Source organism: Geomonas anaerohicana (assembly GCF_016458305.1).
Taxonomy (GTDB): Bacteria; Desulfobacterota; Desulfuromonadia; order Geobacterales; family Geobacteraceae; genus Geomonas; species Geomonas anaerohicana.
Genome location: NZ_JAEMHL010000006.1, coordinates 205538 through 219957, shown reverse-complemented (window position 1 = coordinate 219957; position 14420 = coordinate 205538). Strand labels below are relative to the sequence as shown.

Annotated in this window: 9 protein-coding genes; 3 read left to right on the top strand and 6 right to left on the bottom strand. The window is 60.4% G+C overall.

Annotation, left to right across the window (positions count from 1 at the left end):
- Positions 1-211: 211 nt before the first annotated feature.
- The 4 genes from JFN91_RS13225 to trpE form a co-directional block, all read right to left on the bottom strand.
- A complete protein-coding gene (locus JFN91_RS13225) occupies positions 212-658 on the bottom strand; it encodes a response regulator (protein ID WP_199389664.1) in 447 nt (148 codons plus the stop codon).
- A gap of 115 nt (positions 659-773) precedes the next feature.
- Complete coding sequence (locus JFN91_RS13220; protein ID WP_199389663.1) at positions 774-2660, bottom strand: ATP-binding protein; 1887 nt, start codon at positions 2658-2660, stop codon at positions 774-776.
- Between the two features lie 133 nt (positions 2661-2793).
- Positions 2794-4839, bottom strand: coding sequence for a response regulator (locus JFN91_RS13215; protein ID WP_199389662.1), 2046 nt, complete (start codon positions 4837-4839; stop codon positions 2794-2796).
- 391 nt (positions 4840-5230) lie between these two features.
- Positions 5231-6706 (bottom strand): anthranilate synthase component I, encoded by a 1476-nt coding sequence (trpE, locus tag JFN91_RS13210; RefSeq protein WP_199389661.1) that lies wholly within the window; start codon positions 6704-6706, stop codon positions 5231-5233.
- Between the two features lie 133 nt (positions 6707-6839).
- On the opposite strand from trpE, the gene JFN91_RS13205 reads away from it, so the two are divergent.
- From JFN91_RS13205 to JFN91_RS13195, 3 genes are all read left to right on the top strand, one after another.
- Positions 6840-7901 (top strand): 3'-5' exonuclease family protein, encoded by a 1062-nt coding sequence (locus tag JFN91_RS13205; RefSeq protein ID WP_199389660.1) that lies wholly within the window; start codon positions 6840-6842, stop codon positions 7899-7901.
- Between the two features lie 231 nt (positions 7902-8132).
- Complete coding sequence (gene htpG, locus JFN91_RS13200) at positions 8133-10067, top strand: molecular chaperone HtpG (RefSeq protein ID WP_199389659.1); 1935 nt, start codon at positions 8133-8135, stop codon at positions 10065-10067.
- A 210-nt stretch (positions 10068-10277) separates the two neighbouring features.
- Positions 10278-10766 carry a hypothetical protein gene (locus JFN91_RS13195; RefSeq protein ID WP_199389658.1) on the top strand — a complete coding sequence of 163 codons (489 nt, stop codon included), beginning with the start codon at positions 10278-10280 and terminating at the stop codon, positions 10764-10766.
- A 254-nt stretch (positions 10767-11020) separates the two neighbouring features.
- Here JFN91_RS13195 and JFN91_RS13190 read toward each other — a convergent pair whose 3' ends face one another.
- Both JFN91_RS13190 and JFN91_RS13185 read right to left on the bottom strand, forming a co-directional pair.
- Positions 11021-13267 carry a PAS domain-containing hybrid sensor histidine kinase/response regulator gene (locus tag JFN91_RS13190; protein ID WP_236015128.1) on the bottom strand — a complete coding sequence of 749 codons (2247 nt, stop codon included), beginning with the start codon at positions 13265-13267 and terminating at the stop codon, positions 11021-11023.
- Positions 13268-13494: 227 nt separating this feature from the next.
- Positions 13495-14373: a response regulator gene (locus JFN91_RS13185; RefSeq protein ID WP_199389656.1), complete on the bottom strand. Its 879-nt coding sequence runs from the start codon at positions 14371-14373 to the stop codon at positions 13495-13497.
- Positions 14374-14420: the final 47 nt, after the last annotated feature.

The window sequence follows — 14420 nt, the reverse complement described above, 5'->3', positions numbered from 1 at the left end:
GGCGGATGGCGCGAAAAGCGACTCGAACCCCACCCGTTTGCTGTTAATTGGAAAGGAGGAAATATATAGGTTTTGCGGCAAAAACTCAAGAAAATCCGACAGGAAAAGCGCAAAAAGAGAGGAGATAAACAGGCCGTCGGGGGCAAAAACGCCATTACCCCAGTGGCAGGGGAGGGAATATTTACCCTCCCTAAAAGATTATTTACCGAGGCTAGCTCGTGGGGCGCCTGTTCCAGGCAAGCCAGTAGAAGCCGAGGTCACGCAGCAGGTTGCTGAAGGAGTCGAAATCGACGGGCTTGGTGAGGTAGCTGTTGGCGTAGTGGTTGTAGGCCTGGGCTAGATCGCGCTCGGCGGCAGAGGTGGTCAGAATCACGACTGGGATGGCCTTCAGTTGATCCGATGCCTTCACCTGTTTGAGAACTTCGATACCGTCCACCTTGGGCAGGCGCAGGTCGAGCAGCACCAGGTGCGGGCGCGGGTAGGCGCTTTGGTCCGCGAAACGGCCGCGGTTGTTGAGGTAATCCAGGGCAGCCTCGCCGTCCTCGACGTGGAACAGGTGGTTGACCAGCCCGGCATCGGTCAGGTTGCGGATCGCCAGTTCGGCGTGATCAGGGTTGTCCTCGACCAGCAGGATGCACAGTGGTTCGCCTTCTATCATGGTTCACTCCTTTCAAGCCAAATCAAACACCCAAAAAGCGTTTAACAGGGATAACTGCGGATAAAAGGGATGGTTAAAACAAAGCGATAAAAGGTCGTTATCCCTTTTATCCCTTTTATCCCTGTTCGATTTGAACCGTTTCGGGTGGCCGGGTGCCCAGCGTGAAACAGAAGGTACTCCCCTGCCTTATCCCCTCGGACTCGACCCAAAGTTTGCCGCCGTGGAATTCCACGATACGCCGCGCCAGTGCCAGACCGATTCCGGTCCCATCGGAACGGGCGTCCAACTGGTTGAACAAACCGAAGATGGTCTCCTGGTACTGCGCTGGGACCCCGATACCGTTGTCGCGCACCGTGAAAACCGCCCTATCCGCGTCCTGGCGCATGCCGATCTCGATGCGAGGCTGTTGCTGCTCACCCTTGTACTTGATGGCGTTTTCCACCAGGTTCTGCAGCACCTCGCCGATGCGAGGCTGATCCCCCCACACCGTGGCAAGACCCGGCTGTAGCGACACCTCCACACCGGCCTGCTGGATAGGACCGGAAAGCTGGCCGAGCACGTCTTTGGCCAGCATGTTCATGTCGATCAGCGACGGTGCGTTGACGATGCGGCCGATGCGGGAGAGTTCCAGCAGATCGCTCAAAAGAGACGACATCTTGTCGGCGGCTCCCATGATGCGGCGCACGTCGCCGTCCAGCCGCTGCAGGTTGCCCCCTTCGATGTCCTTGAGCACCGCACCGGCAAACCCCTTGATGGTGATGAGCGGGCTTTTCAGGTCGTGGGATACGGTGTAGGTGAAACGTTCCAATTCCGCGTTCTTCGCCTCCAGCTCTGTCTCGCGTTCCATGCGCTCGCGCACTTCCTTCTCGAGGAGCACCGCCTGCTCGCGCAGGGCCTGGTTGGCAAGTTTTCGGTCGGTGATGTCGCGGTTGCTGCCCCGGATGCCGTTCTCGGCGCCGCTGGCGGTATATACCAGCCGGCAGATATGGGCGATCCAGCGAACCTCGCCATCCTTTCGGACAATGCGGAAATCGATCGGCCTTGGGGTGCCGTGAAAAGAGTCCCGGACGTGGCTCTCGTAGTACGCCCGGTCTTCCGGGTGCACGATGCGGTGCAAAAGCTCGGGATCTGCGTAAAACTCCTCCCGGCTGTAGCCGGAAAGCTCAAGACAGGAGGGAGAGACGTACCGGAAAGAATGATCCGGTCCCTGCCAGTATTCCCACCCCTCCGTGTAGTCCGCCACGGTGCGGTAACGGTCCTCGCGCTCCTCGATGGCGCGTGCGCTGCGGCCGAGAACGCGCGCGCCGGTACCAATGAGCCCGACTCCCAGCAGCCAGATAAAGCCGTGGCTTACCGCCGCACCGGTGATGACGTCATCCATCACGGCTGAATCGATGTCCAGTGGCACCGAAGCGCTAACCCCGCCCCGGATGTCGCCGACGCGATATCCCTGGGCGGCGTGACACTTCAGACAGGGAGGCTCGGTGACAAACGGGCGCATCAGCCGCATGTAAGGGCGGCCGTCCATGACCTGGACCTCGCTCACCTCTTTCACCCCGCTTTCAAACCGCTTTAGGGCCTGGGCTTCCCACGGATCGGGTTTATTTTCGGGCCGGATCGGTTTGAGACTGGTGATGTGACCGCGTACCAGGTTGTGCTGGCTGTCGGCGAGTTCGAACACCTGCCGGGTCATATACGCCGGATTGACCAGCGTCAGCGCCTTTCCGGAGGCTGTGGTGACGTCCCGCTCCGGAATGCGCTTCAGGTACGGGTTGGGAGGGCTCAGCTGCGATGCGGGAACATAGACGCCGCCATGCCGGGTCGCCCAGCGCCGGTACAGCGTATCTTTCTCGAAGGTGGCGCGCGCCTCGGCGCGGCCGATGGCCAGCACCGTTTGCTGCTCGCCCCGGTAGAACCAGTAAAAGGAGAAGGCGATGCCTGCGCTCCAGAACAGGACCAGGACCAAGGCAAAGCGCCGAATTTTGTGAACCTGCGTGACCATGCCAGCAACCTCTTTAGAGGGCAGACTAAGACTTAGACTAAGACTGAGATTAAGACTAGGACTAGGACTTAGAAAAATCGTGCCCTTAATCTTTGTCCCAATATTTATCTGCTTCACTCCATCTTTATCTGCTTCACTCCCGGTCCAGCATCTCCCGCACCTTCTTCAGCAGCACCATCGGTTTTACCGGCTTCATGACCAGCTCGGCCCCTTCCTCCAGGTCGCTTCTGCTGCGGATGATGTCGGCCGTGTAGCCGCTGGTAAAGAGAATCCTGGCATCGGGCTGGTCTTCAAGGATGGTCTCGGCGGCTTCCTTACCATTCATGACCGGCATGATGATATCCATGAGCACTAGTTTTATGTCCGGGTTTTCCTTGAAGCGCTGCACCGCCTCCAGCCCGTTGGCGGCATGGATGATGGAGTAGCCGTACTGCTTGAGGATGGAGGAAACCAGGTCGAGGACGTGCAGATCGTCCTCCGCAACCAGAATGGTCTCGGTGCCGCGCACCTCCGGTTCCGCTGCCTGAACGCTTTTTTCCGGTTCCGCGGCGTTGATGGCGGGAAGGTAGATCCTAAAGGTAGTGCCGATGCCGGGCTCGCTGTAGACGTTCACGAACCCCTTGTGCTGGGCGATGATGCCGTAGACGATGGCAAGGCCAAGCCCGGTCCCCTTGCCCACCACCTTGGTGGTGAAGAAGGGATCGAAGATCTTCTTGCGGGTGCCCTCGTCCATCCCCTGGCCGGTATCGGAGATGGTAAGCAGGGCGTACTGACCGGGGATGCCGAAGCCGTGGGCGTGCACGAAGGCGGCGTCGATCTCTTGGCGCTCGGTCTCCACGAAGAGCCTCCCCCCCTTGGGCATGGCGTCGCGGGCGTTCGCCGCCAGGTTCATCAGCACCTGTTCGATCTGCCCGCTGTCCACCACGGCCCATAGTGCCCCCTCGCCGAATGAGGTGGTCAGGGCGACATCTTCGCCGATGATCCGCTGCAGGAACTTCTCGACCCCCTTGACGATGTCGTTGAGGTTGGCTGGAGCGGCCTTCACCTCGCCCTTGCGGCTGAAGGCGAGCAGGCTGCGGGTCAGGTTGGCGGCCCGGTCCGCGGCCGCCGAGATCTGCATGACTTTGTCGCGGGCGGGGTTGTCCTCGGGGAGGTCCAGTTTGAGCAGTTCGCAATAGCCGCCGATGACGGTGAGTATGTTGTTGAAGTCGTGGGCGACCCCGCCAGCCAGCACGCCTACCGCCTCGAGCTTTTGCGAGTGGCGCAACTGTTCTTCGAGCTTCATCCTCTCGGTGATGTCGAGGGCTATGGCCAGCAGGCGCTCGCACCCGTCCACGGTGATCCGCTGGCAGTAGTATTCCCCCTTCAGGGTCCTGCCGTCCTTCGCGTGCAGGGTCACCACGGTCCCGGCCACGCGTCCTTCCTCTTCGAGCTTGTCGAGCAGCGCCTTCCGGTCGACGGGGTTGATCCACCCCAGCGAAGTGGAGGTGCGCCCCAGCACTTCATCGCGGTTGTAGCCCGAAAGCTCCACGAACTTGCGGTTCACATCGAGGAATATGCCCTCTTCGATGTCGGTGATCACCATGATGAGTGGCGCGCTGTCGAACGCCTTGTGGAATTTCTCCTCGCTCAGGCGCAAGGTTTCCTGGGCCAACTGGCGCTCGGCTATCTCCTTTTTCAACAGCTGCGCCTGTTCCAGGAGGGCCTCCTGGGCCAACTGGCGCTCGGCCACCTCGTGTTCGAGCCGGTGGCTTTGCAGCTTGAGCGCCTCCTCCGCCCGCTTGTGCTCGAGCATGTGGTCCCACTCCCGCAGGGCGCGTTCCACGATGCGCGGCATGGCGTCGAAGATCTCGGGCATCTTCACGACGTAGTCGATGGCGCCGGATTTCATCACTTCAACCGCGACCTGCTCGTTGCCGTGCGAGGTCATCATCACTACCGGCGCAATACCGGCCGACTGCGCCACCAGGTCGCCGCCTTTGCCGTCGGGCAGGAGGTAGTCGGTGAGCACGATGTCGTAATTCCTGCTGCGGATGCGGTCCACCGCCTCCTTGACCGTGGCGGCGACGGTCAACTCGTACTGGCCGGACAGGTCGCTGAATCCCCGCCGGATCAACTCCGCGTGGGCATCATCGTCCTCAACAACGAGGATCTTCTTGATGGGACTAGACGAGGCCATTCTCTCAGCTCCTGCTCTTTGTTCCAGAAAAGCTCTCATAGCAATTCATCAAACCAAGGCCTCCATGCTCTTGCATCGAGTGGGATCAAACATTTGATCGGGAAAATTTTACAATATTTTTGCCGTTAGTCTGTTTCTTGATAGACATTTTAAAATTAAATTTAACCAACAATGCATTGCATTTTGGATATCATGTCCTTCACTGACAGTAGGTACGATCTACATTGAGGACAAACTAGCCATAAAAACGACGGTTGTTTGCATTGGAATGGTTCTATGAGTACACGGGGGGGGAGAGGTAAAGAGAAGACAGAGCAACAAAAAGGGCGCCCGGAAAATCCGGGCGCCCTCATCACGGCGATGTTGTTAGCGGTACTTGGTAAAGCGCGGTTCAGTCGAGCCCGCGCTCGGCCATTTCGATGGCCTTCACAACGGCCTTGGCCTTGTTGACGGTCTCCACGTACTCGGCAGCGGGGTCGGAGTCGGCCACGATGCCGGCGCCGGCCTGCAGGTGCACCTTGCCGTCCTTGATCACCAGGGTCCTGATGGCGATGGCCATGTCCATGTTGCCGGAGAAGGAGAAGTATCCCACCGCGCCGCCGTACACCTCGCGCCGCACCCCTTCCAGTTCGTCGATGATCTCCATCGCCCTCACCTTGGGGGCCCCGGAAAGGGTCCCCGCCGGGAAGGTTGCGCGCACCACGTCGAAGGCGTCGTGCCCGGGCGCCAGTTCCCCCTGCACGTTGGAAACGATGTGCATCACGTGCGAGTAACGCTCGACCACCATGAGTTCGGAAACCTTGACGCTGCCGATCTCGCAGACGCGCCCCAGGTCGTTTCTGCCCAGATCGACCAGCATGACGTGCTCGGCGCGCTCCTTGGGGTCGGCCAACAGGTCCTGCGCCAGTTCCTCGTCGGCGGCGGGAGTCGCCCCGCGCGGGCGGGTGCCGGCGATGGGGCGCAACTCGACCAGCTCACCCTCCTTACGCACCATGACCTCCGGCGAGGCGCCCACCACCATGGTCTCGTCCAGGCGCAGGAAGAACATGTACGGGGACGGGTTCAAAGTCCGCAGCACGCGGTAGATATCGAAAGGGTCCACGGTGAGATCACCGGAGAAGCGCTGGGAGAGCACCACCTGGATGATGTCGCCGCTTCTGACGTACTCCTTGGCGCGGGTCACCCACGACTCGAACTCCTCGCGCTTCACGTTGGAGGTAAGTTGCACCTTCCCCTGCGCGGGTTTTTTCTCGCCGGCCGGCAGCGGCTTCTTGAGGCGCTCGATCAGCCCCTCGATCTTGCCCACCGCCTCGGCGTAGGCGGCCTCGGGGGTGGTGCTGCCGTCCAGGTGCGCGTTGGACACCACCTTGATCTTCTGGCTCAGGCTGTCGAAGATGACCATGGTGTCGGTGATGATGAAGTAGGCGTCGTAGGTGTTGATGAGGCTCGGGTTCTGGTCCGGCAGGGTTTCGAAGTGACGCACCGCGTCGTAACCCAGGTACCCCACCGCGCCGCCGAAGAACCTCGGGATGCCCGCGACCTCGACCGGTTGGTAGCGTGCCATGTAGTCCCGGACGTAGTGCAAGGGATCCGACACCTCCACGCGGCGCACCTCGCCCCCCTCCACGATCTCGACCCAGTTGTCCTTGCCGCGGATGACCACCGCCGGGGAGGAGCCCAGGAAGGTGTAGCGTCCCCATTTCTCGCCACCCTCGATACTCTCCAGCAGGAATCCGAAGCGGCCGTCGTCGATCTTCTTGAAGGCCCCCACAGGGGTATCCAGGTCGGCCAGGATTTCCCGGTAGACCGGGATCAGGTTGCCTTGTGCGGACAGGGTCTGGAACGTCGCGAAATCGGGGCAGTACATGAGGCTCCTTTGATTGGCGTGCGAGGTGTGGGGTAGGCTATCCCCTTGCAGGGAAACGAGTTTTGGCCCGACCTTAGTAACATAACGATGAAAAGGTGTCAAGGAAGGGGGAGTCTGGTAGAATCTTGTGCTAATGAAAACACCCAAGACACTGGTCATATTAAGAGAGCGCTACTTCGCCTTCGCATTGAAGGTGGTGGACCTGATCGTCCGTTTCAAGCGGACCACAGAGAAGATGTTCCTCTCCTGGGAAAAGTGGGTGAAACCGGAGGGGGACATCGCGCTCGAGAAGCTGGTCTCCCGTTTCCCGCGTTACCTCACCCCTCCCTCCGGCAGCGTGCGCTGCGGTCCCGGCTGGTATCCGCTGGTGTGGGACCTCTGCACCGCCATCGAGGCCATGGAACACCTTGCCATGCCCAAGATCGGCCATTTCAAGGCGGAGGAGAGGCTCGGCGGCCTCTTCGTGAGGGTCGGATCCCGCTCTTCGATCGTCAAGGAACTGGCCAAAGACGTTGAGCACAAGGCAACGGCCATCTGCTCCGAGTGCGGGGCCCAGGGATCGCTGCAACTCGGCCACGGCTTCGCCAAGACCCTCTGCCCCGCCCACGCGAAAAAGCGCAAACCGCAGAAGGCGAAGCAGGTCCCCATCTCGCCGGAACTTGCCGCAGGGGAACCGATGCTGCTGTTCCTGGACACCGAGTTCACCGACTTCGACTACCCGCAGTTGATCAGCATCGCGCTGGTCTCCGAGAGTGGAGAGAGTTTCTACGCCGAGCTTGCCAACGGCTGGAGTCACGAGGGATGCTCCCCCTTCGTCACCGCCAACGTGCTGCCGCAGTTGACCGGCGGCGAATTTTTCCAGGAGCGGAGCTACGCCAGGCGCAGGCTGGCCGATTGGGTCGCCTCCTTCGGCGTTCCGGTGCGAGTGGTGTGCGACGCGCCAGGGTTTGACTGGGTCCTCATGGTGGATCTGCTGCACGACGCCTTCCCGAAGAACCTCTACCCCGCCCCGATCCACTACTACTCCGAGAGTTTTCCCGGTCTGTTCGAACTGCTGCAGAAGGCCCATGCCGAAGCCTACAACGAGTTCCCGCCCCACCACGCCCTGCACGACGCCGAGGCCCTGCGCGAGGCCTGGGAGGTCATGAAGGAGCACCTGCACCCCGCGATACTGAAGCAGTACCTGAAGTTGTAAGGCGTAACCCAAAAGCTGATCACAGAGGACACAGAGGAAAAGCCAAAGCGGTCACAGAGAAAAACGCAAGAAGGTTTTAAACCTTTTGGTCTATTCTCTGTGCCCTCTGTGGACCTCCGCGTCCTCTGTGGTGAGGCTTTTAGTCTTTTTCTTCCCTCCCCCTTGAAATCCTCCCCTGCAGTGATTATGTTCCCCGGACCATTCACTAAGACCAAAGGAGACCACCCAGACATGGCTAAAACCGTCAAGAAGTTCGAGACCGAGGTCCAGCAGCTTTTGGACCTGGTGATCCACTCCCTCTATTCCAACAAGGAAATCTTCCTCAGGGAGCTCATCTCCAACGCGTCTGACGCCATTGACAAGATAAAGTTCGAGTCCCACTCCAACATGGAACTGCTGGAAGGGAACGCCGACTGGAAGATCAAGCTGCACGCAGACAAGGAAGCGGGCACCCTCACCATCACCGATAACGGCATCGGCATGAGCATGGACGAGGTGGCCGACAACATCGGCACCATCGCCAAGTCGGGCACCAAGAACTTCGTGGCCGCCCTCAAGGAGCAGAACCTCGCCGACAACCCGGAGCTGATCGGCCAGTTCGGCGTCGGCTTCTACGCCTCGTTCATGGTGGCGGACAAGGTGGTCCTCACCACCCGCCGCGCGGGCGACAAGCAGTACGGCTGCCGCTGGGAGTCCACCGGCGACGGCTCCTACTCCATCGAGGAGTGCGAGAAGGAGACCCGCGGCACCGAGATCGTGCTGCACCTGAAAGACGACATGAAGGAGTTCCTGGACGAGTGGAAGATCCGCTCCATCGTCAAGAAGTACTCCGATTACGTGCAGTACCCCATCGTGATGGACATCACCCGCAGCGAACCCGTCAAGGACGCCGAGGGGAAAGTCATCGAGGGTGGCGGCACCATCGACAAGACCACCGAGGAAACCCTGAACTCGATGAAGGCGATCTGGACCCGCCCCAAGAGCGAGATCACCGAAGAGGAGTACGAGGAGTTCTACAAGCACATCTCGCACGACTACGACAAGCCGCTTTCCACCATCCACTACTCCGCGGAAGGCGTCAGCGAGTTCAAGGCCATCGTCTACATCCCGTCCCACAAGCCGTTCGACCTGTTCCTGCGCGACCACAAAAAGGGCGTGCACCTCTACGTGAAGCGGGTCTACATCACCGATAACTGCGAGGCGCTGCTGCCGGACTACCTGCGCTTCATCAAGGGCGTGGTGGACTCCTCCGACCTGCCGCTCAACGTCTCCCGCGAGATCCTGCAGGAAGACGTGCAGATCAAGCGCATCCAGAAGTCGCTGGTGGGCAAGGTCCTCTCCACCCTCGCCGAGATGAAGGAGAAGAACCCCGACGACTACCTGAAGTTCTACGGCGAGTTCGGTCCGGTCCTGAAGGAAGGGATCCACTTCGACTACGCCAACAAGGAGAAGCTGCAGGACCTGCTCCTGTTCGAGAGCTCCAAGACCGAGAAAGGGAAGTTCGTGTCGCTCAAGGAGTACGTCGAGCGCATGCCCGAGGGGCAAAAGGAGATCTACTTCATCACCGGCATGTCGCGCGAGTCGGTTGAAAACTCCCCCTACATGGAGGCGCTGCACAAGAAGGACTACGAGGTCCTCTACATGACCGACCCGGTCGACGAGTGGGTGGTGCAGGCTATCCACGAATACCAGGAGAAGCACCTGAAGGCGATCGACAGGGGCGACCTGGAGCTCGACACCGAGGAGGAAAAGAAGGAGAAGGAGGCCAAGAAGGAGGAGGCCAAGAAGGAGTTCGGCGGCGTCATGGAGTACATCCAGGAAACCCTGAAGGACCGCGTGAAGGAAGTGCGGTTATCTTCCCGTCTGACCGAGAGCGCCTGCTGCCTCGTGGCCGACGAGATGGGACTCAACGCCAACATGGAGAAGATCCTGAAGGCGATGAACCAGGAAGTACCGGAAGGAAAGCGCATCCTCGAGCTCAACCCGGAGCACCAGATCATGCAGGTCATGACGGCCATGTTCGAGAAGGACAAGACCAACCCGAAGCTCGCCGACTACAGCGAACTCCTCTTCGACCAGGCCCTCCTGACCGAAGGTTCCCCGATCAAGGACCCGCTGCGCTTCACCAGGCTGGTCAGCGAACTGATGGTGGCAGGCGGTAAATAACGCCACTTCAGACACATGAAAAAAGCCGGGAGGTTCCGCGACCTCCCGGCTTTTTTGTGTTTAGGCTCACAAAATCAACACTTTTCAGCATGTTAATTAGTTTTTGTAATTTACACACCTACAATTTTAATTTATATATTCCTACACCAACATGGGAAAACCCGTGTGGATATGCTATGGCAACGCTTTGCATGCACAAGGAGGACTCAGATGACGAAAAGACTTTTCGCCCCCGTGGCGGCCTTACTGCTCGTTTTGGTAGCTTCCACCGTCGTTCTCGCCCAGGATCTTAACACCCGCTACGGCAAGATCTCCATCGTCGCTTATGACCGCAACGGCAACCTCATCATGGACGACGGCACCAAGACGAACTACAAGAGGATCCAGTACCTGCTGAACGACAAGCTCATCCATGAAGAGGTGGACGAGTCTGTCGCCAAACCGGTTCCCGAACTGGTCCGGGTATTCCAACAGAGCCAGTCCGACGCCGTGCTGGTACTGACCGACACCGGCGAAACCACCGGTACCGGCGCCATCCGCTTCATCGACGTGACCGACGCGGGAGCCAAACTCTCCAACGTCTTCGCCGACTGTAAGGGGGAGCCCCGCTACTCCCGTAAGGGTGATGTGATCCGGGTCTTCTTCAAGGAGGCCAAACCGCTCAAGGTCGCGACCTACAGCAACGGCTACATCCGCTAAATCTGCTGCACAAGAATTAACGAGAGGGGCGCCCGCAAGGGTGCCCCTTTTTTTGCTCTGTTAGCGAATGCTGTTGGGATCTCCTGGTTCCCAAGCTCCAGCTTTTCCTGGTTCTCAAGCTCCAGCTTGGGAACCCCATATGGCGCAAAGCTCCAGCTTTGCATCCGAGGGAAGTTGGTGCTTCGGAGCGGCTTTGCGTTCCCAGGCGGACCTTGGGAACGAGATCAAAGGGAGGTGGCCGGGGGGCGCTCCTCTCATCCACCAAGCACTTCAGACAGCTTCCTGCTCATCTCGGCCACCTTGTACGGCTTCTGAATGAAACCTGACAGTCCCGCCCCCGCCAGTTTAAGGCTCACCTCCTGCTCGTTGTAGCCGCTGGACATGATCACCTTCACGTCGGGTTTCAGGGCCCGCAGCGCCCGGAAGGTCTGCTCGCCGTCCAGGTTGGGCATGGTCAGGTCGAGCAGAACGCAGACGATGTCGTCCATCCCCGCCTCGAACAGCTCCAGCGCCTCGCGGCCGTCGCTGGCCAGCCTCACGTCGAAGCCAAGAGCCTGGAGCATGTCGCTGCCGAGCAACCGGATGCTTTCCTCGTCATCGGCCAGCAGGACGGTGCCGCTGCCACGCCAAAGCTCCTGCGGCACAGGAGGCTCCGGACAATCTGCCGCGCCGGCGATGCAAGGCAGCAGCAGCCTGAAGCTACTCCCCTTCCCTTTCTCGCTGTAGACCTTGATGGCTCCCTTGTGCGCCCGTACGATGCCGAGGACAGCGGCCATGCCCAGACCGCGCCCGGTGAACTTGGTGGTGAAGAAGGGGTCGAAGATCTTCGGGATGATGTCGCGGTCGATGCCGCAGCCGGTGTCGGAGACCTCGAGCACCACGTAGCATCCCTCCGGGAGCCGGTCGTCGATCCAGGACTCCGAGAGGTAGGTACGGTCGCACTGCATGTGCTTGGTGCTGATGGAAATCCTGCCCATCCCCTCCTCCATCGCCTCGGAGGCGTTGATGACGAGGTTAAGGATCACCTGGCGCAACTGCGTCGCGTCGCCGCTGATGGCCGGCAGTCCAGAGGTGAAGTCGTAGCACAGCTGCGCCTTCTTAGAAATGGAAACCTCGAGCATAGGGGCCATGTCCTGCACGATCCGGTTCAGGTCGAGGTTCTCTATAACGAAGGTACCCTTGCCTGAGTAGGCAAGCATCTGCCGCGCCAGGTCCGCCGCCCGGCTGGCAGCCTGCTCGATCTGGACCAGGTTTTCGCAGGCCGGTGAATCCGGCGGTACCCGCAGCATCGCCAGATCCGCGTTCCCCAGCACCACCATGAGAATGTTGTTGAAGTCGTGCGCGATGCCGCCTGCCAGCACCCCGAGGCTCTCCAGCTTCTGCACGTGGAGCATCTGGGCCTCCATCAGGCGCTTCTCCTGCTCCAGTCGTTTACGCTCGGACATGTCCACTACGATGATCATCAGGTGATGCGTTCCCTCCACATCGAACCGCGACAGGAAGCACTCGGTCTCCAGGTTGGCGCCGAACGACGAGGCGCCCGATGCCTGCATGCTCCGGGTCTGCCCGTCGGCCAGCACCTGTTCTGCAATCTGGCGGACTCCCATTGCCTCCCAGGAGGGAAGGTGCCGGAAATTCTGCACGAGCATCTGGTCGACAGTGGCACCTACCATGTCTGCCACGGCCTGATTGGCCTTGACGCAGACGCCGGTCTCGCCATCGTAGACCAGGATGCCGGTCGGCGACGAGGCCAGCAGCGATTCCAGCATCGCCAGTGCGCGGTCGCGCGCCTCCTCGATCCTCTTTCTCTCGGTGATGTTGTCGTACACACCGAGCACGCCAACCACGGCGCCGCTGTCGTCGCACAGGGGTACCTTGGTGGTATCCACCCAGTGGCGCTCGCCGCTGGCCTGCTGTTGCTGCTCGATGATGTGGTACTTGGCGGTGTTGCTGTCCATGACGCTACGGTCATCGGCCCGGTAGGCGTCACTCTCCTGCCGTAGCCAGGGCAGATCATAATCACTTTTACCGCGAATCTGCTCGGTCCCCTCCAGGCCCGCCGCCTTGGCGAAGACTATGTTGCACCCCTCGTAGATGCTGTTTCTGTCCTTCCAGAAGACGAACTGCGGGATAGTGTCGACGATCTGCGCAAGCATGTTGCGCCCCTGCCGCAGTTCCTCCTCTACCCGCTCACGTTCCGCCAGTTCCTGCTTCAACTGTTCGTTGGCGTGGTGCAGCGCCTCGGTTCTCTCGGCAACCCGCTGCTCGAGTTCGTCTTTGGCGCGACGCAACTCCTCCTCAACCTGGGCCTGTCTGCGGGCCTTGACCTGGACCATCCTTCCCAGTACCAGCGCAATCAGCGCAAAGACGGCTCCCACCACTGCCAGCTGCAGCCAGTCACCCTGCCAGTGGGATCCTCCGGGCACCAGCGCGGCAGCAAAAGCGGGAGACAGACGCCGGCAGGTGGGACGTCCACTGCTTATTTGTGTCAGGTGTTGCATCTGTTCTCCTGCCGCCTGGGGACGGCTCGCGCCGGTCGGGCGCCGTCGCGGCGGTTGCAGCATGACGTGGAATGAAGGGAGAAGCGGAATGTAGCTCTCTTTTCGGCATTGAACCGCTGGTTCATGAGGGAAAAGCGGAATCGAGGGCGGATGAAGGAAAGGATGGTCGGGGCGGCCGCACCAATGGTGGCAGCGGCCGACCGCATCGGTATGGAGGGATGGTGCCGTCAGGCGGTCTTGCCGTAGAGGGCTTCCCTGCTGGCGAAAGCCCGCTTCACCCTGGTGAGGAGACCGATTTCCTTGACCGGCTTGAGCACGAAATCGAAGAATCCCTTTTCCAGGGCCTCCTTCTCCTCGTCGGGGGTGGCGGCTGCCGTCATCAGGATCACGGGCATGTAGCGGAACTCGGGGATGTTCTTGATGGCGAACAGGAACTCGTACCCCCCCAGCTTGGGCATGACCTTGTCGGTGATCACCAGCTTGGGCTTCAGGGTGAAGATCTTGCTGAACGCGTCCATGCCGTCTATGGCGGTCTCCACGGCATACCCCTGGCGGATCAGGATCTTGGCCACCATCTCGCGGGATAGTTGGTCGTCCTCGACCAGCAGGATCGACTTGCTGGCAGGACCGGCGATGGTCTGCCCGAGGTAGTGGCGCGCTATGGCCCGGTTGATCTCGAGGCGTGTGGAGACGTAGAGCACCAGCTTCACGTTGTGCTGGGCCGCGATGGCGGCAAAAAGATCTTCAGTGGTCGGGTCGGCCACGGCGAGTCCCAGTCGGCCATCGTCGAGCTTCAGGGGGAAGATGCTGTGCTTTACCGCCATCTCGAGCGGGATCAGCTTGAGCACGTTGGCTGGGTAGCTGTACTTGGCGAAATCGACAATCTTCCGGACCCGGTACTGTATGGCGAGCGCCTCTGCGAGTTCCTCCGGGGTGACCAGGCCGATCACCTCCAGCAGTTCGCCCAGGCGGATGTTCTTGCTCTTGGCGTGGGCGATCAGCCGGTCGACGGAGGCCCGGGTCAACAGGCCGCGTTCGACGAAGATCTCCCCGAGGGGTTTGCGGGTTGGTTGCGGTGCGGCTATCGGTTTGATATCTGCGGTCATGCGATCCTTCTCCTGCGGACGGTGCGGGACGGTCCGCAATTGCTGCG

Bases quoted from the DNA above. Each gene is read 5' to 3' on its own strand.
- JFN91_RS13225 (WP_199389664.1), bottom strand. From the start codon at position 658: ATGATAGAAGGCGAACCACTGTGCATCCTGCTGGTCGAGGACAACCCT.
- JFN91_RS13220 (WP_199389663.1), bottom strand. From the start codon at position 2,660: ATGGTCACGCAGGTTCACAAAATTCGGCGCTTTGCCTTGGTCCTGGTC.
- JFN91_RS13215 (WP_199389662.1), bottom strand. From the start codon at position 4,839: ATGGCCTCGTCTAGTCCCATCAAGAAGATCCTCGTTGTTGAGGACGAT.
- trpE (WP_199389661.1), bottom strand. From the start codon at position 6,706: ATGTACTGCCCCGATTTCGCGACGTTCCAGACCCTGTCCGCACAAGGC.
- JFN91_RS13205 (WP_199389660.1), top strand. From the start codon at position 6,840: ATGAAAACACCCAAGACACTGGTCATATTAAGAGAGCGCTACTTCGCC.
- htpG (WP_199389659.1), top strand. From the start codon at position 8,133: ATGGCTAAAACCGTCAAGAAGTTCGAGACCGAGGTCCAGCAGCTTTTG.
- JFN91_RS13195 (WP_199389658.1), top strand. From the start codon at position 10,278: ATGACGAAAAGACTTTTCGCCCCCGTGGCGGCCTTACTGCTCGTTTTG.
- JFN91_RS13190 (WP_236015128.1), bottom strand. From the start codon at position 13,267: ATGCAACACCTGACACAAATAAGCAGTGGACGTCCCACCTGCCGGCGT.
- JFN91_RS13185 (WP_199389656.1), bottom strand. From the start codon at position 14,373: ATGACCGCAGATATCAAACCGATAGCCGCACCGCAACCAACCCGCAAA.